General features: G+C 58.2%; 20 protein-coding genes. 10 read left to right on the top strand and 10 right to left on the bottom strand.

The genetic code is table 11. The features are described 5' to 3' along the window. Positions 1-89 precede the first annotated feature (89 nt). Positions 90-434: a DUF2956 domain-containing protein gene (locus tag AB5Z09_RS06745; RefSeq protein ID WP_236315815.1), complete on the bottom strand. Its 345-nt coding sequence runs from the start codon at positions 432-434 to the stop codon at positions 90-92. Positions 435-702: 268 nt separating this feature from the next. Here AB5Z09_RS06745 and ushA point away from each other — a divergent pair, with 268 nt between their 5' ends. Next, complete coding sequence (ushA, locus tag AB5Z09_RS06740) at positions 703-2,427, top strand: bifunctional UDP-sugar hydrolase/5'-nucleotidase UshA (RefSeq protein ID WP_368194918.1); 1,725 nt, start codon at positions 703-705, stop codon at positions 2,425-2,427. A 193-nt stretch (positions 2,428-2,620) separates the two neighbouring features. Here the strand turns inward: ushA and AB5Z09_RS06735 are convergent, their stop codons facing one another. Then, the gene (locus AB5Z09_RS06735; RefSeq protein ID WP_005335275.1) at positions 2,621-3,481 is read right to left on the bottom strand and encodes a Tim44 domain-containing protein; all 861 of its coding nucleotides are present in this window, start codon (positions 3,479-3,481) and stop codon (positions 2,621-2,623) included. A 363-nt stretch (positions 3,482-3,844) separates the two neighbouring features. Here AB5Z09_RS06735 and dnaB point away from each other — a divergent pair, with 363 nt between their 5' ends. The 3 genes from dnaB (at position 3,845) to AB5Z09_RS06720 (ending at position 6,923) form a co-directional block, all read left to right on the top strand. Next, a complete protein-coding gene (gene dnaB, locus AB5Z09_RS06730) occupies positions 3,845-5,239 on the top strand; it encodes a replicative DNA helicase (RefSeq protein WP_026035132.1) in 1,395 nt (464 codons plus the stop codon). A 191-nt stretch (positions 5,240-5,430) separates the two neighbouring features. After that, complete coding sequence (alr, locus tag AB5Z09_RS06725) at positions 5,431-6,504, top strand: alanine racemase (RefSeq protein WP_368194917.1); 1,074 nt, start codon at positions 5,431-5,433, stop codon at positions 6,502-6,504. After that, on the top strand, positions 6,504-6,923 hold the full coding sequence (locus tag AB5Z09_RS06720; protein WP_368194916.1) for a secondary thiamine-phosphate synthase enzyme YjbQ: 420 nt from the start codon (positions 6,504-6,506) through the stop codon (positions 6,921-6,923). Before alr ends, AB5Z09_RS06720 begins: the two co-directional genes overlap by 1 nt. 120 nt (positions 6,924-7,043) lie before the next feature. On the opposite strand, the gene pepE is transcribed toward AB5Z09_RS06720, so the two are convergent. From pepE to AB5Z09_RS06695, 5 genes are all read right to left on the bottom strand, one after another. Next, positions 7,044-7,781, bottom strand: coding sequence for a dipeptidase PepE (gene pepE, locus AB5Z09_RS06715; protein WP_368194915.1), 738 nt, complete (start codon positions 7,779-7,781; stop codon positions 7,044-7,046). A 244-nt stretch (positions 7,782-8,025) separates the two neighbouring features. Then, positions 8,026-9,387: an endonuclease/exonuclease/phosphatase family protein gene (locus tag AB5Z09_RS06710; protein WP_368194914.1), complete on the bottom strand. Its 1,362-nt coding sequence runs from the start codon at positions 9,385-9,387 to the stop codon at positions 8,026-8,028. A gap of 230 nt (positions 9,388-9,617) precedes the next feature. Beyond that, on the bottom strand, positions 9,618-10,430 hold the full coding sequence (locus AB5Z09_RS06705; RefSeq protein WP_201908504.1) for a heme ABC transporter ATP-binding protein: 813 nt from the start codon (positions 10,428-10,430) through the stop codon (positions 9,618-9,620). 11 nt (positions 10,431-10,441) lie between these two features. After that, positions 10,442-11,485, bottom strand: coding sequence for an iron ABC transporter permease (locus AB5Z09_RS06700; RefSeq protein WP_042021724.1), 1,044 nt, complete (start codon positions 11,483-11,485; stop codon positions 10,442-10,444). After that, on the bottom strand, positions 11,482-12,333 hold the full coding sequence (locus AB5Z09_RS06695) for a hemin ABC transporter substrate-binding protein (protein ID WP_368194913.1): 852 nt from the start codon (positions 12,331-12,333) through the stop codon (positions 11,482-11,484). The genes AB5Z09_RS06700 and AB5Z09_RS06695 overlap by 4 nt, the downstream gene beginning before the upstream one ends. A 170-nt stretch (positions 12,334-12,503) precedes the next feature. Here AB5Z09_RS06695 and hutX point away from each other — a divergent pair, with 170 nt between their 5' ends. Both hutX and hutZ read left to right on the top strand, forming a co-directional pair. Further along, positions 12,504-13,016 carry a heme utilization cystosolic carrier protein HutX gene (gene hutX / locus AB5Z09_RS06690; protein ID WP_368152730.1) on the top strand — a complete coding sequence of 171 codons (513 nt, stop codon included), beginning with the start codon at positions 12,504-12,506 and terminating at the stop codon, positions 13,014-13,016. Further along, on the top strand, positions 13,013-13,570 hold the full coding sequence (gene hutZ, locus AB5Z09_RS06685) for a heme utilization protein HutZ (RefSeq protein WP_005335257.1): 558 nt from the start codon (positions 13,013-13,015) through the stop codon (positions 13,568-13,570). The genes hutX and hutZ overlap by 4 nt, the downstream gene beginning before the upstream one ends. A gap of 87 nt (positions 13,571-13,657) precedes the next feature. Here hutZ and AB5Z09_RS06680 read toward each other — a convergent pair whose 3' ends face one another. From AB5Z09_RS06680 to AB5Z09_RS06670, 3 genes are read right to left on the bottom strand one after another with little or no spacing between them, the layout of a single operon-like run. Next, complete coding sequence (locus AB5Z09_RS06680) at positions 13,658-14,041, bottom strand: hypothetical protein (protein WP_005335256.1); 384 nt, start codon at positions 14,039-14,041, stop codon at positions 13,658-13,660. 37 nt (positions 14,042-14,078) lie between these two features. After that, positions 14,079-14,633, bottom strand: a complete 555-nt coding sequence (locus tag AB5Z09_RS06675) for a cysteine hydrolase family protein (RefSeq protein ID WP_005348211.1) — start codon at positions 14,631-14,633, stop codon at positions 14,079-14,081. A 25-nt stretch (positions 14,634-14,658) separates the two neighbouring features. After that, a complete protein-coding gene (locus AB5Z09_RS06670; protein ID WP_368194912.1) occupies positions 14,659-15,630 on the bottom strand; it encodes a ChaN family lipoprotein in 972 nt (323 codons plus the stop codon). A 193-nt stretch (positions 15,631-15,823) separates the two neighbouring features. Between AB5Z09_RS06670 and AB5Z09_RS06665 the strand changes: the two genes are divergently transcribed. From AB5Z09_RS06665 to tssI, 4 genes are all read left to right on the top strand, one after another. Then, the gene (locus tag AB5Z09_RS06665) at positions 15,824-17,884 is read left to right on the top strand and encodes a TonB-dependent hemoglobin/transferrin/lactoferrin family receptor (RefSeq protein ID WP_368194911.1); all 2,061 of its coding nucleotides are present in this window, start codon (positions 15,824-15,826) and stop codon (positions 17,882-17,884) included. Between the two features lie 215 nt (positions 17,885-18,099). After that, entirely contained in the window at positions 18,100-18,900 is an 801-nt protein-coding gene (locus AB5Z09_RS06660) for a LuxR family transcriptional regulator (protein ID WP_368194910.1), read from the top strand. Between the two features lie 226 nt (positions 18,901-19,126). Continuing rightward, positions 19,127-19,645: a type VI secretion system effector Hcp1 gene (gene hcp1, locus AB5Z09_RS06655; protein WP_005332563.1), complete on the top strand. Its 519-nt coding sequence runs from the start codon at positions 19,127-19,129 to the stop codon at positions 19,643-19,645. 363 nt (positions 19,646-20,008) lie between these two features. After that, on the top strand, positions 20,009-20,985 hold a 977-nt coding region (gene tssI, locus AB5Z09_RS06650; RefSeq protein ID WP_368194909.1), incomplete at its 3' end, for a type VI secretion system tip protein TssI/VgrG.

Here is a 20,985-nt window from a genome sequence, read left to right as displayed (position 1 = left end):
GCGGGATTTAATCACTCTTCGCAGGTAATCACCAGCAGCTCGGGTCCGGGCTGTGAAGAGGATCCCGGATAAAGGTTTGCTAGCGCGTCTTAGTGCAACCAGAACCAGGCTGTAGCAAATCCTAGCCAGCTCAGCACCAGCAAGATCCAGGGCTGGGGATGCTGATGGCTTACTTCAACCAGCTCCAGCTGATCGTCTTGCTCTTCGGTTTGTGGCGCCGCCTGTGGCTGCCTGGCTTTGGCCTGCAATTTTTTCTGGCGGCTCGCTTCGCGGGCCCGCGCCTTCATCTGTTTCTTGTATTCGTCGATGCCTTTCTGGATCCCTTGCGCGATAAGCTGGGTCTGCTCCTTGGTCTGCCCCGGCTTCTGGTTGGCACGGGCAATTTTCATCGCCTCCTGCTGGGTCTCGGGGGAAATCTTGTCGTACTTGGCCATCAAATCATCTCCTCGGACATGGCTGGCTGGGGAGTATGCCATAAAGGCGCGTCCGGGTGGCGCCTCCTTGGTGCGGGAGGGGAGCAAGTGAGTGACTGCTCAACAAAAAACTTGATAAATCAGCAGGAAGCCGGATGTTGGGCCGAAGATCACAATTAGCAGAATTTGTGAGTCATCGATGAAAAACGGTCATCTGTTGTTTGTTATATTGACGCCCGACCCGCTGGACAGGGTTGATAAATAACAAAACAATCAAGGTGATATGGAAATGAATAATAACTTTATCAAAGGCGGCGTGGCACTGGCAGTGCTTGCTGCACTGACTGGCTGTAATACCTCGACCAATGACACCGTTGCACCCTGCACCGAAAATGTCTGCAAACTGACCATCCTGCACACCAACGATACCCACGGCCGTTTCTGGCACAACGCTGAAAATGAGTATGGTATGGCTGCCCAGAAGACTCTGGTCGAGCAGCTGCGTGCCGATGCCAAGGCTGCTGGCAGTGACGTACTGGTTCTTTCCGGTGGTGATGTGAATACCGGGGTGCCGGAGTCCGATCTGCAGGACGCCGAGCCTGACTTCATGGCGATGAACAACATTCGCTACGATGCCATGGCAGTGGGCAACCATGAATTCGACAACCCCCTCAGCGTACTGGAGAAGCAGCGCAAGTGGGCCCAGTTCCCCATGCTCTCGGCCAACATCTACGACAAGGCCAGTGGCAAACACTACTTTGACCCCTACAAGGTGTTCAAGTTGGAGAGCGGTCTCAAGGTCGCCGTACTGGGCCTGACCACCGAGGATACCGCCCAGCTGGTTGACCCCAACAACGTTCAGACCCTGGAGTTCCGCGATCCGACCAGCGAGGCGGCCAAACTGGGTCAGCAGATCCGCAGTAACAAGGAGGCCAATCTGGTCTTCGCCATCACTCACATGGGCCATTACGAGAATGGCCAGCACGGCAGCAATGCGCCGGGCGATGTAGAGATGGCTCGTGCACTGCCGGCAGGGACTCTGGATGCCATCATTGGTGGCCACTCCCAGAATCCGGTCTGTATGGAACCGGGTACCACCAACAAGTACGCCAATTTCAAACCGGGTGATAACTGCCAACCGGACCAGCAAAACGGCACCTGGATCATGCAGGCTCACGAGTGGGGCAAGTATGTGGGCCGTGCCCAGTTTGAGTACCAGAATGGCAAATTGACCCTGACCAGTTATGACCTGATCCCGGTCAACCTGATCAAGCGCAACGCCAAGGGCGAGGCGATCGATGCCAACGGCGCCGTGACCAAGGACCCGGCCAAGATGCAGTTCGTACAGGACGAGATCACCAAGGATCCCGAGCTGTATAACACCCTGCTGGGTTATCAGGAGAAAGGTCAGCAAGAGCTGAATGTCGTCATTGGCTCGGCAGATGGCTTGCTGGTTGGTGATCGCAACTCGGTTCGCAACAAGCAGACCAACCTGGGTCGCCTCATCACCACGGCTACCAGCAGCAAGCTGGGTGTCGACTTTGGTATCGTCAACTCTGGCGGCGTCCGTGACAGCATCCCGGCCGGTGATATCACCTACCGCAGCGTGCTGCTGGTACACCCGTTTGGCAACACGGTCAACAAGGCTGTCATGAAGGGAAGCGATCTGGCGACCTATCTGGGCCAGGTGGCAAGCAAGACCCGCAATACCGGTGGTTATGCCCAGTTTGGCGGTATCAACATGGCGGTGGATTGTCAGGCCAAGAGCGTCAATATCACCAGTATCGGTGGCAAGGCGTTTGATCCGGCAGCAACCTACAGCTTCGCGATCCCGAGCTTCAGCGCCTCCGGTGGTGACGGCTATCCGAAGATCGATACCATCAATGCCGGTTTGGTGGATGCAGCCGTGCTGAAAGAGTTCATCGAGATCAAGGAGACCATCAACGTGGCCGATTATCAGCCAGGCAATGAGGTGAGCTATCTGAACTCAGCCTCTACCGAAGGGTGTAACTGATTCGTCAGCGGGGTGCATACCCCAGATGTGATGCGAAAGGGCAGCCGGTGGCTGCCCTTTGTCGTTGTTTGGGGGCGGTTACAACTCTTCAATCATCAATGACGATAGCCATCGCCTGTATGAGGTCAGGTGAGGGTATGAAATGAAAAGAGGCAGCCCATGGGCTGCCTCTTGCGTAGTGACAATCTAAACCTTACAGCTGCTCGATACCGACGATATGCCAGGGGGCATTGTTCTTGGCCAGATCGCGCTCGAGGTGCCACACCTCTTTGATGTCTTCTTCGACCTGCTCCTGACGGTCCATGTAGCGGCCGCTGAAGCGCACGCTCACCTGGGCCCAGTCGCTGCCATAGTCGGCGCGTACCAGCTGGGTATCGACGTACATCACTTCTGTGTGCTGGTCGCCAGTCAGTTCGGCGCGTTCGGCTTTGAGCTGCTCGAACAGTTCCGGGCTGACGTACTCGCGCACCTTTTCCAGATCGTTCTTGTTCCACGCCTCTTGCAGGGTGCGATAGTGATCGCGGGCACCGGCCAGGAAGCTGTTCATGTCAAAGCCCGGCGGCAGGCGGAACGGCACGTCGCTGTCGGCAAAGCCGGTGGCTTGCGGTGCGCTGTTGCTCTGCTCAAACTGCTGCGGGGCCGCGGATTGCGGTGGCTGATAGCCCGCATAGGCCGCCTGTTGTGGCTGTGGCGTCGCGACCTTGCCCTTGCGCAGGGTACGGATCAGGAAGACGGCACCCAGCGCCAGCAGGGCGATCAGCAGGAAGTCCATTCCTTGCAGACCTTCAAAGGCACCGCTGCCCAGCAGGTAGGCAAACAGGCCGCCAGCCAGCAAGCCGCCCAGCAGGCCACCCATCATGCCGCTCTTTTTCGGTGGAGTCTGGGCATTCAGTGTCGGATTCTTGTTGTCGACCGGTTTGGCCGCAGGCTGGGCCGGCGCAGTTTTGTAACTTTTACCAAAGGATTTGCCGCCGCCAAATTTCTTGGCTTCGGCGTGAGGTGCCCCCAGGCCAATGGCCAGGATCACGGCAAACAGGGTCAGCATCTTTTTCATTTTGACTCTTTTCACTCTCGTCTGTGGGTGGGGCATGCTCCGCTTTGGCAAGCTCAGCAAGGCGCATGGCAGGCTGCCTGTCCCTAATTGTGTCGCAGCTTGTATTCATCAATATCACCTCTGGCATGAATTATTCATGAACGAGGTTGCCGCCATGCGGCGTCAAACAAGAGGAGTAAACCGGATGAAAAGCAGAAGATTGAGTCGCAAGGAGCGCAAAATGCGAAGCAAAATCAAAATGGTCAAGGTAGAGCAGACTCTGGTTTGGCCCTTTATGATGGTATGAGCCGCCAGATAGGGCTCGCCGTAGTTGGCTTTCTTTTGTAAAATTCCCGTCCCCTTCCCGCTGCGGTTTTTATGTGTATGGCAGAGCAAGTGACGGCGAAAAAAGACGCCAAGACACAACAGCTGAAAGTTCCTCCCCACTCTTTTGAGGCCGAACAGTCCGTACTGGGCGGCCTAATGCTGGATAACGATGCCTGGGATCGGGTTGCCGAACGGGTGATCGATCAGGATTTCTACAGCCGTCCGCACCGGTTGATCTTCCAGGCCATGACCCGCCTCTCCAACGCGGGCAACCCCATCGACCTCATCACCCTGCAGGAGGAGCTGGAACGCTCCGAACAGCTGGAAGAGGCGGGTGGCTTCGCCTATCTGGTGGAGATCGCCAAGAACACCCCGAGTGCCGCCAACATCAACGCCTACGCCGAAATCGTGCGCGAGCGAGCGGTGGTGCGGGAGATGATCTCGGTCGCCAACGAGATCGTCGAAGCGGGTTACGAGCCACAGGGCCGTACCTCTGGCGATCTGCTGGATCTTGCCGAGAGCAAGGTATTCAAGATTGCCGAGCAGCGCACCAGCGCCAACGAGGGGCCCCAGCCCCTGAAGCTCATCCTCGAGCAGACCGTCGACAAGATTGAAGAGCTGTTCAAGACGCCGCACAACGGGGTGACCGGGGTATCGAGCGGTTACAACGATCTCGACAAGATGACCGCCGGTTTGCAGCGTTCGGATTTGATCATCGTGGCGGCCCGTCCTTCCATGGGCAAGACCACCTTTGCCATGAACCTCTGTGAGCATGCGGCCCTCACCGCTGACAAGCCGGTGCTTATCTTCTCGCTGGAGATGCCCTCGGAGCAGATCATCATGCGTATGCTTGCCTCTGTGGGGCGTATCGACCAGACCAAGGTGCGTACCGGTCAGCTCGACGACGAGGATTGGGCACGCCTCTCCTCCACCATGGGATTGCTGCTGGAGAAGGGCAAGATGTATATCGATGACGCCTCCGGCCTCACTCCGACCGATGTACGCTCCCGTGCCCGTCGGGTGGCACGCGAGCATGGTGGCCTATCCATGATCATGGTGGACTACCTGCAGCTGATGCGGGTGCCGGCGCTCTCTGACAACCGTACCCTGGAGATCGGCGAGATCTCCCGCTCCCTCAAGGCGCTGGCGAAAGAGCTGCAGTGCCCGGTGGTGGCGCTCTCCCAGCTGAACCGAAGCTTGGAACAGCGGGCCGACAAGCGCCCGGTCAACTCGGATCTTCGTGAATCGGGCTCCATCGAGCAGGATGCGGATTTGATCATGTTTATCTATCGTGATGAGGTTTATCACGATGACAGCCCGGACAAGGGGATTGCCGAGATCATTATCGGCAAGCAGCGTAACGGCCCTATCGGAAGAGTGCGCCTCACCTTCCAGGGTCAGTTCTCCCGGTTCGACAACTATGCCGGTCCGGCGTTTGATGACGACTATTGATGTAAACCCAAGGTGATGACGGTTTCGTCATTACCACGACTGCCCTGATCGACAGCCAGTCATTGGCTGCTGCTCAGGGCCTGTTTTCCCGGTTCGACAATTATGCCGGTCCGGCCTTCGACGACGATAAGTGAGTGGCGGTCTTCGGCCCGATGAGGGGGAGACCATTTGTGCCCTCGTAAGGGAAAACCATGAAAGCGGCTACTGCCCAAATCAATACTGCGGCCTTGCGCCACAACCTCGCCGTGGTCAAGCGCCACGCCCCTGCTTGCAAGATCATCGCTGTGGTCAAGGCCAACGCCTATGGCCATGGACTGCTGCCGGTCGCCCGCACCCTGGTGGATGCGGATGCCTATGCGGTGGCCCGTATCGAAGAGGCGCTGATGCTGCGATCCTGCGCCGTGGTCAAGCCCATCGTGCTGCTGGAGGGCTTCTTCTCTGCCGATGATCTGCCGGTGCTGGCGGCCAACAACCTGCAGACGGCGGTTCACACCAGGGAGCAGCTCGAAGCGCTGGAGCAGGTCGAGCTGCCAGCCCCCGTGGTGGCCTGGCTCAAGCTCGACACTGGCATGCACCGCCTCGGGGTGCGTGCCGACGAGATGCCCGCTTTTATCGAGCGCCTTGCTAAGTGCAAGAACGTGGTGCAGCCGTTCAACATCATGACCCACTTCAGCCGCTCCGATGAGCTGGAGCAGCCTACTACCCGCGAGCAGATCGACTTGTTCAGCAAGTTGACCGCACCGCTGGCGGGCGAGCGGGCCATGGCCAACTCGGCGGGCATTCTGGCCTGGCCTGACTCCCACTGCGACTGGGTTCGCCCCGGCGTCATCCTCTATGGCGTGTCGCCCTTCCCCAACACGGTGGCGGCCGATTACGACCTGCAGCCGGTGATGACCTTGAAGACCCAGCTAATTGCGGTGCGGGATCACAAGGCGGGCGAGCCGGTGGGCTATGGTGCCAACTGGGTGTCAGATCGCGATACTCGCCTTGGCGTGATCGCCATCGGCTACGGTGACGGCTATCCGCGCATGGCGCCCAACGGCACATCCGTGCTGATCAACGGCCGCATCGTGCCGCTGGTGGGGCGTGTCTCCATGGATATGAGCACGGTGGATCTGGGGCCGGGCGCGACCGACAAGCCCGGTGACGAGGCGGTACTGTGGGGCGAGGGGCTACCGGTGGAGCGGGTGGCCGACGAGATTGGCACCATCCCCTACGAACTCATCACCAAGCTCACCTCCCGCGTCTTTATGGAATACGTCTGATGTGGCAGCAGTGCCTGTTGACCCTGAAGCCCCGTTCGCGGGGCTTTCATCTGGTGACGGACGAGCTGGTGGCCAAGCTGCCGATGCTGGCGGATTACCGGATCGGCGTGGCCCACCTGTTGCTGCAACACACCTCCGCCTCGCTCACCCTCAACGAGAATTGCGACCCCAGCGTGCGCAGCGATATGGAGGCCCATCTGCACCGGCTGGCGCCGGAAGATGCCCCCTACTATCGCCACACCTATGAGGGGGCGGATGACATGCCCGCCCACATCAAATCCTCCCTGCTCGGGGTGAGCCTGCTGCTGCCAGTTCGCGATGGTCAGTTGGCGCTCGGCACCTGGCAGGGGATCTGGCTTGGCGAACATCGCGTCGATGGTGGCGCCCGCAAGGTGCTGGTGACCCTGCAAGGTGAGTAATCAGACTACAACCAGCTGAAAGATGAAGATAAAAAAGAGGGATGGCGCCAAGCCATCCCTCTTTTGTTTTTACGGTTTCGCGAGCTATCCGCTGGCAAGTGGCAGGGCGCTCTGCGTGGCTCAGCCGACCTTGAAGGGGGTCAGCTCGGCCAGTGGGCTCGCGTCCATAAAGGCTTGCGGCTCCTGGCCATGTTTGAAGATCTTGAAGTCCTGCGCGCGGGCGCTCCAGTACTCCAGACGCTCGCTGCCGTTTTCTCCGGTGATTTGCAGCAGACTCGCTTCACGCAGGGCCACCACATATTCGCTCGGGTTGATGGCGCAGAACTCAGCCAGACGCTCGTCGCGGGTCTCGCCCATGTGTCCGCTGATGCTGGCATCCAGATAGTGCGGGTTGATTTGCAGCGGGAACAGGCCCAGCGCGGGCAGCACGGCGGCGTTGCAAACCGGCATGTCGTTGGTGGTGCGGATGCTCGGAGTCGCCACGTTGCAACCGGCGCTCCAGCCCACATAGGGGACGCCCCGTTCGCGCACGGCACGCTGGATCGGCACGATCAGGCCGTTTTCATGCAACATCTGGTTGAGGCGCCAGGTGTTGCCGCCACTGATAAAGATGGCATCGGCCTGATTGACGGCCTCGACCGGATCATCGAAGTGATGAATGCTGATGGTCTCGATCCCGAGGCTCTCGGTAAGTTCGTTGGCGCGGGCATCCCAGTCGCTGCGGATCACCGCGTAGGGGATGAGCATGATGCGCTTGACCTGTTTGCGCGCGAGCAGGCTTTGAACCCGATCGCGGGCCCAGCCGAGCAGACCCGGAAATTCGTTGGCTTTACCGTTGCTAAGCAGAAGCAGTTCCATCAGATACGTCCTCAAAAAGTGAAAGCGGAGGAGGGAGGGCCACCGGAGCCGCCGTGCGGCCGGATGGCAAGAGGAGGCATGCTACCACCATTGGCGCGGCGGTTCTGTGATCGGAGGGCCCATTCAACGGCCATGGAGGAGTTATGGATGGATAACTCAATGCCAAGCGGTGGATTAATGGGCCGTGGTCAACTCGCCACCCATTGCCAATAAAAGACCCCGCCGCAGCGGGGTCATGGCAGAGTTAGTCGAGTTTGAGATCGACCCACACCATGCGGTGATCCGAACTGACTCCCTTGGCGATGCCGAGTTTCGCATCATAGACCAGGTGATAACCGGCCTCGAAGCTGGCAGGCCAGTAGACACCGCTCTTCACCGCGTTGAGGTTGGCGGAGGGGATGACGTGATCCAGCTGCAGCACGCTGGAGTTGGTGATGCGTTCCGGGTTGGGGCGAGTGAGGTTGCGTTTGCAGTCGGTCCCCTTGCTGACACACTCCGGGCCCCCTTCGCTGACCGGGATCAGGGTGCCATTGGTGATGGCCTGATTCATCAGCGGGTTGTTTAGCAGATCCTGAATGGCGGTCAGGTCGCCGTCACCGGTGAGCGGATCGGCGTTGAGATCACCCGCGATAACAAACTTGGCGTTTTTGGCCAGCCCACCCTTGGTGCCCTTGTCATCGGTCATGTAGTTGAGACCCTTGACGTAGTCATTCCAGAAGGCGATCTCGGCGCGGTTGTGTTTGACGGTGTGGCGCGCCGCATTGGCAAAGATTGGCGGGGTCGGGTGGGAGATCAGGAAGTGGATCACCTCTTCCCCCTTCTCGGTCTTGATCCGTACCGGCACATCGGCATGGTTCTTGGAGGAGAGCGGGTACTGCTGCCAGGCTGCGTCTGAATACCAGGCATCACCACACTGGCGGCCGGCCGGGATCTTGACCTTGGGATTGTTGCAGTCATCGATGATGGGGTTCTGCTCGCCCGGCATATCCTTCCACTTGAAGTTCTGGAAGGTACGGATCTGCTTGGTGTCGATGGGGTATTTGGACATCACCGCAAAGGCATACTGGCCGTGATAGTTGCCAAAGCCCCAGGCATCGTCGGGGCCGCTGTTCACCTTGCCATCCAGATTGAGGTCATAACCGCTCATCAGGCCGGTGTTGGTGGCGAAGTTCTGCATCACCGGATAGCTGATGGCCGTCACCTCTGCGTGCTGGGCGTGAGCCAGATAGTTGTCGTTGAAGGCTTTCAGGTCGGCGGTGCTCTCGCCTTTGCCGTCGTTGTCGAACTCGTTGAGCAGGAACACATCCGGGCGGGTGCGCTGGATGATCTCCGCCACGTTGCGGATCTGCTGCACGTTCTTGGCTTTGGTTTCAGTGGCGCCGCTCAGGCTCCCTTCGGCGAGGCGGGCCAGCAGGCCATCCTGCTCGGTGCGGGTCAGCGCCAGCTCACCGGTCAGCATACCGGCGGCAGTGCGGTCAAAAGAGAGGTTGAAGGTGGCAAAACGAACCATGGGATCAGCTGCCTTTGAGTCGTTGTCGCTGTTGCAGCCAGCCAGCATCCCGAGGGAGATGGCGGCAGCCAGTAGGGTCTTGTTGATATTCTTCATTGTAATTATTCCGTAGCATCAATGAGTTATGCCTTCTGTGAGGCGGCGCCATTATAAGTAGACGGAGATGCTGCGGGGATTTTGCCTGAGCAAAGTGTGAGGATATTCACACCACATATCTGGCGATGATGAATGTTAGCAGGGCGATATGGGGTGTGAAAAACCGGTTTATACGCTGCAGTTTTCGGGATGAATGGCGTATTTCCTGCCGTTACCGCACTCTGAATTTGTCACACCACCATCGGCAGGCCGCTCTCGGGGTGGTGGATCACCTGTGCCGGATAGTCATAGAGACGGGCGATGAGCTCAGGGGTCAGCACTTCGGCAGGTGTGCCATCGGCCATCAGCTTGCCCCGCTCCAGCATCACCAGCCGGTCGGCATAGCGCGCCGCCAGATTGAGGTCGTGCAGCACCACCAGCACCGCAGTATTGCGGCTGGCGAGGGCGCGTGCCATGGTGAGCAGCTGATGCTGGTATTTCAGATCCAGCGCCGAGGTGGGCTCGTCGAGCAGCAGCAGGCGGGGTTGCTCGGCCTGCTCGGTCGGGGAGGGGGCTTGCCAGATCTGCGCCAGCACCCGGGCAAACTGCACCCGCTGCCGCTCGCCGCCAGAGAGCCCGGGATAGAGCCGCTTGGCCAGATGCTCGACCCCGGCATGGGTCATGGCCGCCGCCACAATCTCGTCACGCCGCGCCGCCGGTTCACTGTGGGGCAAGCGCCCCATGGCGACCACTTCTTCGCAGAGAAAGGGGAAGTTGAGTGAGGAGCTTTGCGGCAATACCCCGAGCCGGTGGGCCAGCTGGCTGCTGTCCCACTGCTGGCGAGCCGCGCCGAACAGGGTGATGGAACCCTCATATTCCAGCTCGCCGGTCAGGCACTTGAGCAGCGAGCTCTTGCCCGCCCCGTTGGGGCCGAGTAGCGCGGTGAGGGTACCGCTCTCGAGACTAAGATCGAGCCCATCCAGGATCTGGCGCTGGCCACGGCGCAGGCTGAGTCGGCTGCAGCTCAACAGGGGGGAGGAGAGTGAGGATGAGAGTGGTTGCATAACAGTCCGTATCACAGGGCGCGGCGGCCTTTTACCAGCAGCCAGATGAAGAAGGGGGCGCCGAGCAGGGCGGTGATGATGCCCACCGGCAGCTCGGCCGGGGCCAGCAGGGTGCGAGCCAGCATGTCGGCCGCCAGCAGCAGGGCGGCGCCAAGCAGGGCCGAGAGCGGCAGCAACCTGACATGGTTGGGGCCTGCCAGCAGGCGCACCAGATGGGGCACTACCAGCCCGACGAAGCCGATCATCCCCGATACCGCCACCGCCACCCCGACGCCTGCGGCGGTGAGCAGGATCAGGCGACGTTTGAGGGATTGCACATTGACCCCCAGATGACGAGCCTCCCCTTCCCCCAGCAGCAGGGCATTGAGGGGATTGGCATCGCGCATAAAGAGCCACAGCAGGGCCGCCAGGGTGAGCAGGGCCAGCGCCACATCGGCCGGTTTGCCTGCCGCCAGCGTTCCCATCTGCCACAGGCTCAGGTTGCGCAGCATCTGATCGTCCGCCAGATAGGTGAGCAGGCCGATCACTGCACCGGAGAGCGCCGTGATGGCGACCCCGGCCAGCAGCATGACAGTGACCGAGGTGCCCCCCTCACGGGTGCCGAGCAGATAGACCAGGGTGGTGGTGAGCGCGCCGCCGAGAAAGGCGAGCAGTGGCAGCAGACCAACCCCGATGGTGGCTTGCAGCTGCTGGCCATATTGTGGTGCAAGAGGGGCAAGCAGCACGATGGCGAGTGCAGCCCCAAGCGCCGCACCGCCGGAGACACCTATGATGCCGGGGTCAGCCAGGGGGTTGCGAAACAGCCCCTGCATCACGGCGCCACAGAGCCCGAGGATCCCCCCCACTGCGATGCAGAGCAGGGTTCTCGGCAGGCGAATTTCCTGCACGATCAGCAGTTTGTGCGACTCAATCCCGCTCTCCTGTCCGGCAAACAGCGCCCGCAGACTCTCACCCAGGGTGAGGGTCATGGGGCCGGTTGCCAGCGAACCGAGCAGCAACAGTGCCAGTGCGGCCGTGGTAAAGGCCAGCAGCCAGGAGAGGGGTAACCGCATCATGACCCCTGCTTGATCCACTGGGCGATCTGGTTCGCCTGTTGCAGGGAGTTGAGGCTCAGGCCCCCTTGCAGGGCGTGGCCGTCGATGGCGTGAATGGCGTTACGCTTGCCAGCCGGGGTAGCAGCCAGGGCGGGCACTTCGGCCAGCACCTTGGCCGGGTCGGCATATTGCTGCCAGTCACGACCGCTGACCAGCACCAGATCGGGCTGCATCTCGATGAGGGATTCGGCGGATACCGGCTTGTAGTTGCGCAACTCGGCGACCGGATTGATGCCGCCTGCCAGCGAAATCAGCGCGCTGGCTGTGGTGTCCCCTCCGGCGATGCTGGTGGGTTGCCCCTTGTGCAGCAGCAGGAAGGCGACCTTGAGCGGTTTGTTCTGTTTGGCTTGCGCCGCCAGCTGATCGGTCTGAGCCTGGATCTCTGCCTTCAGGCGATCGCCAGCGGCTTTGTCGCCCAACAGGCTGGAGAGGGTGTCGATACGCTGGTTGAGGTTGGCGAGGGTCGGCGCGGTATCCAGCACTTCCACCTTGACCCCGGCACGACGCAGCTGATCCAGGGTCGGGGCCGGGCCCATCTCGTCGCTGCCCACCAGTCGGGTGGGGGAGAGGCTCAGGATCCCTTCGGCGGCCAGCGCCCGGTGATAACCCACCTTGGGCAACCCTTTTGGCAAGGGGCTGCTGACATCGGTGGCGATCAGGCTCGATTCACCGCCAAGGGCCAGAATGAGTTCTGTGGTGGCGGGGCCGATACTGACGATACGCTCTTTCTGTCCGTCGGCTGCAACGGTAGAGAAGGGAGAGAGTGAACTGCAGAGCAGGGTGATGGCGAGGGCAAGACGACGGCCCATGCTAACCTCCGAAGGGGTGAATGAAACGGGTGTGCCGCCGAGAATATCAAGGCTTTGGAAAAAATGCACTGATAATGATAGCAATTATCAATTGCATTGGTTTCGGTGCTTTATTAGAGTAGCCGCCATGATAAACAGCGGGACAGTATGGTCCCGCAGAGGGAGAAAACATGAGCATTGCACAACGCATTCACGCGCTGCTGGAGCAGGATCCCGGCGTTCATCCGTCCACCCTGGCGGCCCAGCTTGCCATCAGCGAATGGGAGGTGGTTCGCCATCTGCCCGCCGAGCTGGTGACCCTGTTGCCCGCCGATCGCGCACAAGGTCTGCTGGAAGATCTGGCCGACTGGGGCCCGGTGACCACCATCGTCGAATCAGAAGGTTCCATCTTCGAGGTAAAAGCCCCCTTCCCGAAAGGCAAGGACGCACGCGGCTACTACAACCTGATGGGCCGCGACGGTGAGCTGCATGGTCATCTCAAGCTCGACAACGTGGCGGGGATTGCGCTGGTCAGCAAGCTGTTCATGGGCAAGGAGGGGCACTCCTTCCAGTTCTTCGGTCACTCCGGCCGCTGCATTTTCAAGGTCTATCTGGGTCGCGACGAGAAACGCCAGTTGCTGGACGATCAGGTCACCCGTTTTATGGCGCTGCGCCACAACTCTCAAGAGGAAGTCAAAGCATGAGTGAACGTCAGGAGCGTCTGCAGAACCGCCTGCAACCGGAGATCCGCGAGTTTCGCGACAGCTGCCGCACCCTGCAGCTCGCCACCGTCGATGGCGAAGGCAATCCCAACGCCAGCTATGCCCCGTTCGTGCTGCAGGAAGATGGCTACTATGTGCTGATCTCCGAGATCGCCCGCCACGCCCGCAACTTGCAACAGGTGCCGCGGGTATCCCTGATGCTGATCGAGGATGAGAGCGGTGCCCGCGAGCTGTTTGCCCGCAAGCGCTTGACCTTCGATGCGGTGGCTGAAGTGGTGGCCCGTGACGACGCTCGCTGGAGCAAGGCGGTGGCGGCGCTGGAGGGGCGTTTTGGCGAGATCATCAAGGGTCTCTCCAACCTCAAGGATTTCAAACTGTTCCGCCTCAAGCCGGAGCAGGGGCTGTTCGTCAAGGGCTTCGGCCAGGCGTTCGCAGTCTCCGGTGACGAGCTGGTGGATTTCGTCCATCTGGTGGAAGGGCACAAGCGCATCGACAACGGTGCCGAGCTCACCAGCCCGGCCGATGCGCCGGTCTGACGATCCCTGTCGACCACGACAGCCGTCATAACAAAACGGGCAGCCACTGGGCTGCCCGTTTTTATTGCGTTATCTCATCAGGCCTGATCAATCCTGCCAGCTGGCCTTGTTGGGAAAAGCGCGACGATCGGCGTCGGTGGCCGTTTCGTTGCACTCGCCCCGTACCTTCCAGGAGGTCTGGCTCAGCACTATGTAGCCCTGGCGGCAATACTGCTTGGTCGCCAGGGTCTCGGTCAGCAGATTCTCCTGCAACGCCTCCCGCTGTTCCAGCAGCCGTTGGCTCTGGGCTGCCGAGAGGCCGCGTGGCAAGGTGTCGTTGGGCGCGGCTTCAAAGGTGAAACGCTTGCTCCCCTCTTCGTTGATGTGGGTCAGAAAAAGAGGTTCCGGCCCGTCATACTTCTGTCCGGGCAAGCTGGAGCAGGCCGACAGCAGGGGAACAATCAACAACAGGGTGGCAGACAACAGGCGCACGACAGACTCCAGTGAGAAACGAGGCGAGGCTCGCAGATTAGCACGGCTGCAGTGCGGGTGTTACTGCCAGCAGCTCGTCGGTGGTGAGCAGGGTCACACTGCGCCCCTCCGGCAGACTGAGGTGGCGCCACATCCAGTGATGGTGCTCGGTGATCTGGGCTGCGCTCAGGTGGGGGCGATCGGCGGTGGTGTGACCATCGCTCAATACCAGCACCTCGTACCCATGGGAGGCGGCACTGCGCACCGTGGTATCGACGCAAAAATCGGTGGCACAGCCACAGAGAATGAGTCGATCGACCGGCTGCTCGGCCAGCAGGAAAGCAAGCTCGGTATCGAGAAAGCTGTCACAGGCTGTCTTGCGTACCCGGCTCTCCCCCTTGGCCGGTTGCAGCGCACTGTGCAACTGCCAACCCGGGGTGCCCGGTTCCAGTTCGGTACCGGGGGGCGAGTCATGCTGGATATAGATGACCCGTCCCTGTTGCTGCCTGACATGGGCCGCAGCTCGATTGATATTGGCCAGCACCTGCTCCTGGCGGTAACGGGGCTCGTTGAACAAGCCTTGCTGCACATCGATGATCAGTAACACATCCATATTTTACCCGCCGTTTCCTGGAAGATTAGGGTTGCAGCCACTGGCTGCAGTCACGACTGCGGGATTGATGCAGCGCGCCCATATCTTGCTTCATCTCGTCACTGTTTTGCCAGCGCTTAGGCAGCGGCATGATGGTTACCTGCACATCGGCTGCGCGATCTGCAACAGAGGTCTCATCTGTACGGGGCACGACCAGCGCTACCTTGAGGGCAGGATTGCGGCTGGCGATGCGACTGGCGAGCCCAAGCCCCCCCTCGACGTGGAAATTGCCGGCGATATGCATGATCTGCTGGCCCGGGTGCTTGGCGAGATAATCCACTATGCTCTCGGCCATGGTGTCATCCCAACTGGTCTGAGCGGCGAAGCGGCGGGCGTTGCTGTCGGCATCGCCGTGGTGCATGGAAGCCATAAATTTCTGGCGATAGGGATCATCCCCCAGCGTCAGTTGGCGGGCCAGCTGGCTGCGGCGCGACGCGGGCAGTTTGTCGAGCCACTCAGCCCCCTCCTGACCGACACAGCTCACCAGCGGCTTGGGGGCGTTGGCGGCGATCACCGGCATCTGGTGCGCTTTGGCAAACTCCACCAGCGGGCGATAGTCGCTCGGGTAGTTGGGCCAGGCGTTGCCTTCGCGGATCAAGGCCGCTTCACCAATCTGGTTCGCCAGATAGGCATCCAGCGTCTTCTGATCGGCGCGGCTGAACTGCTCCATGGAGAGGGCCAATGGCCGACCGTGCTGCTGACCTGCGGTGTAGAGCCCGCTCAGCAGGCGCGATTGCAACAGATGCACGGCGGGATGGCTGTGCAGCTCACCCACCAGAATGATGTCGGCGTCGGCAATGCGCGCGATTGCTTGCTCCAGCGTCAGGTCTGCGTCTCCCTCGCTGCTTAGCCGGTAGTCATAGAGCGTCTGCAACTGTGATGACTGGGTCGGTTGGGTGGGGGTGGCACAGGCTGCCAGCAGCAGCGGCAGGGCGAGCAGGGGAAGTCGTCTAATCATGGGATCTCACGGCTGATATGCCCGGATGCCGGTGCATCTCGGGGGGCTAATAGAGAATAAGGGCAACACAGGGCGACAGTGTAAAACCAATTTGGTTCAAAACAAATGAGAATGATTTCGTTTCTTGTTGATCTTTGTCGGGAGCCGGGTAATATGCGGCCTGTTTGATAACAGTTCTCAATAAGGATTCGCTGTGACCCATCATAACGCACTCTCTCTGGTTGCCCTCGCCGTGGCTGCCGGTCTCTCCTCCCAGGTCTTTGCTGCCACCCAGAAGGCGGATGAAGTCGTGGTCGTCAGCGGCTCACGGATGGAGCAAAAACTGGAAGATGTCTCCGGCCCCATCTCGGTGATCACCGCCAAGCAGATTGAAGAGCAGGTCGTCACCAACGTCGCCGACCTGTTCCGCTACGAACCCGGTGTGACCGTGAATGGCGGTAGCCATAATGCTACTGATGGTCAAACCTTCTCATTGCGTGGTATGGGTGGAAATCGCGTCAAAGTGGTGAGCGATGGTGTTCGTCAAAACGATGCTTATAGCGAAGGTGGTGTAGGACAGAACTACTTCGATACTGACATGATCAAGCAGGTTGAAATTGTTAAAGGATCTGCTTCAACTGCGTATGGCTCGGATGCTATTGGTGGGGTTATTGCAATTACGACCAAAGATGCATCGGATTTTTTGCGTAATAAAAACAGCTATGTTGATGTGACCAGTGGTTATGCCTCCGAAAACGGGCAATGGATGGGCGGTTTTACAACCGCATTGCGTACCGGTGATTTTGAACATCTATTGCGCTACACTCAACGTAATGGTGGTATCAGACAGAACTACCAATCAAGCTTATACGACTTTGATATTATCGAACGTTCGGTTTTGTTCAAAAGTAAATGGAATATATCAGCAGCGCAACAGGTGAAGCTGACATTTGATTATTACGATCAGGATAAAGAATCCGATCCGTTTGATAACGCTAAAGATTTGAGACTGAAAGATGAGAAAAGTGAAAACTATCGCATCATGCTGGATCACCAGCTTAAAGTAAGCTCACTGCTCACAGATCGAGTTTCTTCGAAGGTTTACATCAGTAAATTTGACCAGAGCAATAATAAAAATACTGGTAATACAACAAAAGGAAGTTCAGAGCATAATACGTTTTTACAAGACGCCTTGGGTGCACAGCTACAATTTGACAAGCATTTGGGGGCAAACAGCATTGTTTGGGGTCTTGAGTATGAAAAATCAACCACAGAACGTGAGAAGACGAAAACCAGTTACCCGAGTGGCGCAATAGCGAACCGAAGCCCATTCCCGGATAGCGATACGCGGCGTGCTGCTGTGTGGTTCTTTGATAATATCGCGATTAATGATAAATGGCAGCTAACTCCGGGCATGCGGTATGATCATTATGAACTGCAAGCTACTTCCAGTAACGGTAAATCATCATTTGGAGAGATCAAGGAAGGTGAACTATCTCCAAAGCTTGGCCTTGTATATAAGGCCCATGAGCTGGCAAATATATATGCGCAATATAGCCATGGTTTCAGGGCTCCTACATATAGTGAGTCTTTAGCATCTGATAGTTATAGTGTGCCAGGTTTTACTCATGTCTTTATCCCTAACTCTGACTTACGTCCAGAAAGTAGTGATGGTATTGATCTCGGGGCTCGCGGCCAGTCAGATACAATTGACTATGATATTTCTGTGTTCAGGGCAAAATATAAAGATTTTATTGATACAGAAAACACATCATCCTTTGGTCGTACAGGTATGACAATGGTGACTAAGTATGTCAACAAGGATAAAGTCAATACCAATGGAGCTGAGTTGAAACTTGGTTACTGGTTCGATGATGATATATATACTTGGGGGGCTCTGTCATACATCAATGGAAAAGATCAAAATGGGAACTACATTAACTCTCTGAACCCTTTGAGTGGAAATATCGGTGTGCGTTTTGAACACGCGCTCTGGAATTTCAATACCGCGCTTCGCTTTGCTGATGATATGGATAAGGTCGGTAAGGATGAAAACGGTAAGGAGTTTATGAAGTCAGCTGGTTGGGTGGCGGTGGATATGTATGCCCAGTTTAATCCTTTGCCTGAGTTGCAACTCAACGTTGGGCTCTTCAATCTGTTTGATCGGGAATACACCACATATAATCGTCTCGCAGGGAAAGATGCCGCTGCAGATGTCAGTACCTTTACCGAACCGGGCCGCAACCTGAGTGCACGGGTCAAATACGTATTCTAAAAAGACAACACACGCAGTGATCGCGAGCTGTTGCCCGCACCGGATCCCCGCCCTGACAGGCGGGGATTTTTTATACATGTAGCCAGGCGTGAGGTGACCCGCTCACCCTATGTTATTCGTTGGATTCGCCTTTTCTTTGTGTTGGCGAGATATTATGCTATTTGATTCATTGTTAATGATATTTAGTAATTCTTTACAATGGGTGCGACTCGCCTTTGACTTCGACATCGAACTATTTTCTCGACACCGCCGATGCACTTGAGCTGATTACCCGCTTCAATGAGGCCCCTGACGAGCAGACCATAGTGACTCTGTTGCGAACTCTGAGCCAGCAGATGGGATTTGACCACTTCCGGCTTGGATTCATCTTTCCCAGTTCGATTCAGCGTCCTGATGTGAGGATTTTCAACGGCTGTCCTGCCGAATGGGTGCAGGCCTATGACAAACAGCGTTTCTTTGCGGTAGATCCCGTAGTGCGCAAAGGAATGAAGCAGAGCACCCCCATCCTCTGGGCCAACCTGATCACCGAGTGTTGCGATCTGCAGGACATCGCTGGGTTGGAAGTGATGCTGCAGGCACAAGAGATGGGGCTGCGCGACGGGATCACGATTCCCTGGCACGGGCCGAATGGCCATGTTGGCTTGCTGTCATTGATCACTCGTACGCCACGAACCGAACATCAGTGGCTGACGGCTATTCCCTTTTTAAGCTGGCTGGCGGTGCATGTCTTCGAGGCGGTGACCCGTGTTTGTCTTGCCGTGCAGCTTCCTCAGGAAGATCTGACGCTACGGGAGCTGGAGGTGTGCCAATGGGCCGCCGAAGGCAAGCAAGTGAGCGATATTGCCCAGATCCTGGGGATCAAGCCCAGAACCGTCACTTTCCATCTTGAGCGGATCGCAGAGAAGCTGGGGGCAAGCAGCAAAAATCAGGCGATATCCTGGGCACTGATGCAGGGGATTGTCAGGCTGAACATTGACACGGCACAAATCGAAAATGTGGATGATAACAGTGCATGATGCTGCCTAACGCAAAAGCTTGCTCATTACGTAGATGAAATTACTGAAAAGGTCAGTTTTGCCAGTGAGTGTGATGACATTGCGCAACTTATTGCACCCATGTGCGTTGAGCGAGAACTGGCGGAATGTAATTGTTTGATAAATAAGGAATAAAAAAATGGCATGGACGCTGCTAAAGGTTGGTCGAGTGCTATCTCGTTTAACCAACCTATTTAGGAGCATACCCATGCCAACTCCATGTTATATCAGCATCGAAGGTAAAACCCAGGGCAATATCACCGCAGGTGCCTTCACCTCCGATTCCGTCGGCAACATCTTCGTACAAGGTCACGAAGACGAGATGCTGGTACAAGAGTTCCAGCACGTTGTGACTGTCCCGACCGACCCGCAATCCGGTCAGCCGGCTGGTCAGCGTGTCCACAAGCCGTTCAAGTTCACCGTTGCGCTGAACAAAGCCGTGCCGCTGATGTACAACTCCCTGGCTTCCGGCGAGATGCTGCCTAAAGTGACCCTGAAGTGGTACCGCACCTCCGTTGAAGGCAAGCAGGAGCACTTCTTCTCTACCGTGCTGACCGATGCCACCATCGTTGACATCGACTGCCAGATGCCGCACTGCCAGGACCCGGCGAAGTCTGACTTCACCCAGCTTATCCAGGTCTCCATGGCTTACCGCAAGATTGACTGGGAGCACACCGTTGCCGGTACTTCCGGTGCGGACGACTGGCGCGCGCCCATCGAGGCGTAAGCCTTGCTTCGGTACTTTGGTATTCCTTGTAAGTAGTAATGTGTCTTTGAGCCGGTTGTTCAACCGGCTTCTTGTACTGTGCATTTTCTCCAGCCTGGCCAACGGGTTGGCTGGAGCTTTTCTGTTTTGCCATCCCCCTGCCGGGGTTTGATGCCCTGCCGGTGAGTGCGGAGGGATGGCAAAGCACTAAAGGGTGTCCTGTGATGCAGACCCGAACCGCTCGTAACCTGTTAACCCCCTTATCTTTGGTGGCCCTTGCGGCACCGGAGAGGGCGGTAGCGTGGCTGCGCGGCGAGGGAGTGTATGGGCGCGAGAGTTGGCAAGGGCTCAGGCACAGCTTGGCCGTGACAAGAGGGAAAAGCCATGGCTAATCAAACCGGATTGCAATTTACCGTCAAGGTGGGAGCGTTGCCCGAGAGCACCTTCGTGGTGGCCAGTTTTCAGCTGGATGAGGGGCTGAACCGGCCGTTCAACTTGCAGTTGGAGGTGGCAAGTAGCCAGCCTGATGTTGACTTTGGCGCCGTGCTGGACCAGCCCTGCGAGCTGATGGTGTGGTACAACGGCGAGCTGCAACGCCGCGTATGCGGGGTAGTGAGCGAGTTTGCCCAAGGGGACAGCGGCTTTCGCCGCACCCGTTACAGCCTGCAAGTCAAACCGGCCCTGTGGCGGCTGGGCCTGCGCCAGAACTCCCGCATCTTCCAGGCGCAAAAGCCCGACGAAATCCTCAGTATCCTGCTGCAAGAACACGGCATTACTGACTACGCCTTTGCGCTCAAGAACGAGCACGCCCAGCGCGAATACTGCGTGCAGTATCGGGAGACCGACCTCGATTTCGTGAATCGCCTCGCAGCCGAAGAGGGGCTCTTCTACTTCCACGAGTTTGAAGCAGGCAAGCACCGCATCGTCTTTGCTGACGATGCGGCAGCCCTGACCGCCGGCCCCGAGCTATTTTTCAACCTCGGCAACCGCTCGCTGGAACAAGGTCCCTATGTGCGCCAGTTCCACTACCGCGAGGCGGTGCGCCCCTCGGATGTGGAGCTCAAGGACTACAGCTTCAAGACGCCGGCTTATGGCCTCTCCCATAAAAAGCAGGGGGCAGAGCTCGAGCATCAGCGCGATACCTACCAGCACTTCGACTATCCGGGCCGCTACAAGCAGGACCCGAGCGGCAAGGCGTTTGCACAACACCGGCTCGATGCCCTGCGCAATGACGCGGTAGCGGGCAGCGGCAAATCCAACAGCGCAGCCCTCTTGCCGGGACAAAGCTTCGCGTTGACCGAACACCCGAACGGCAGCCTCAACAGCGATTGGCAAATTGTCCATATCCGCCACACCGGTGA

Source organism: Aeromonas sp. R2-2, from assembly GCF_040908355.1.
In the GTDB taxonomy this organism is placed as follows: domain Bacteria; phylum Pseudomonadota; class Gammaproteobacteria; order Enterobacterales; family Aeromonadaceae; genus Aeromonas; species Aeromonas veronii.
This window is presented reverse-complemented; position numbering and strand designations above follow the sequence as displayed.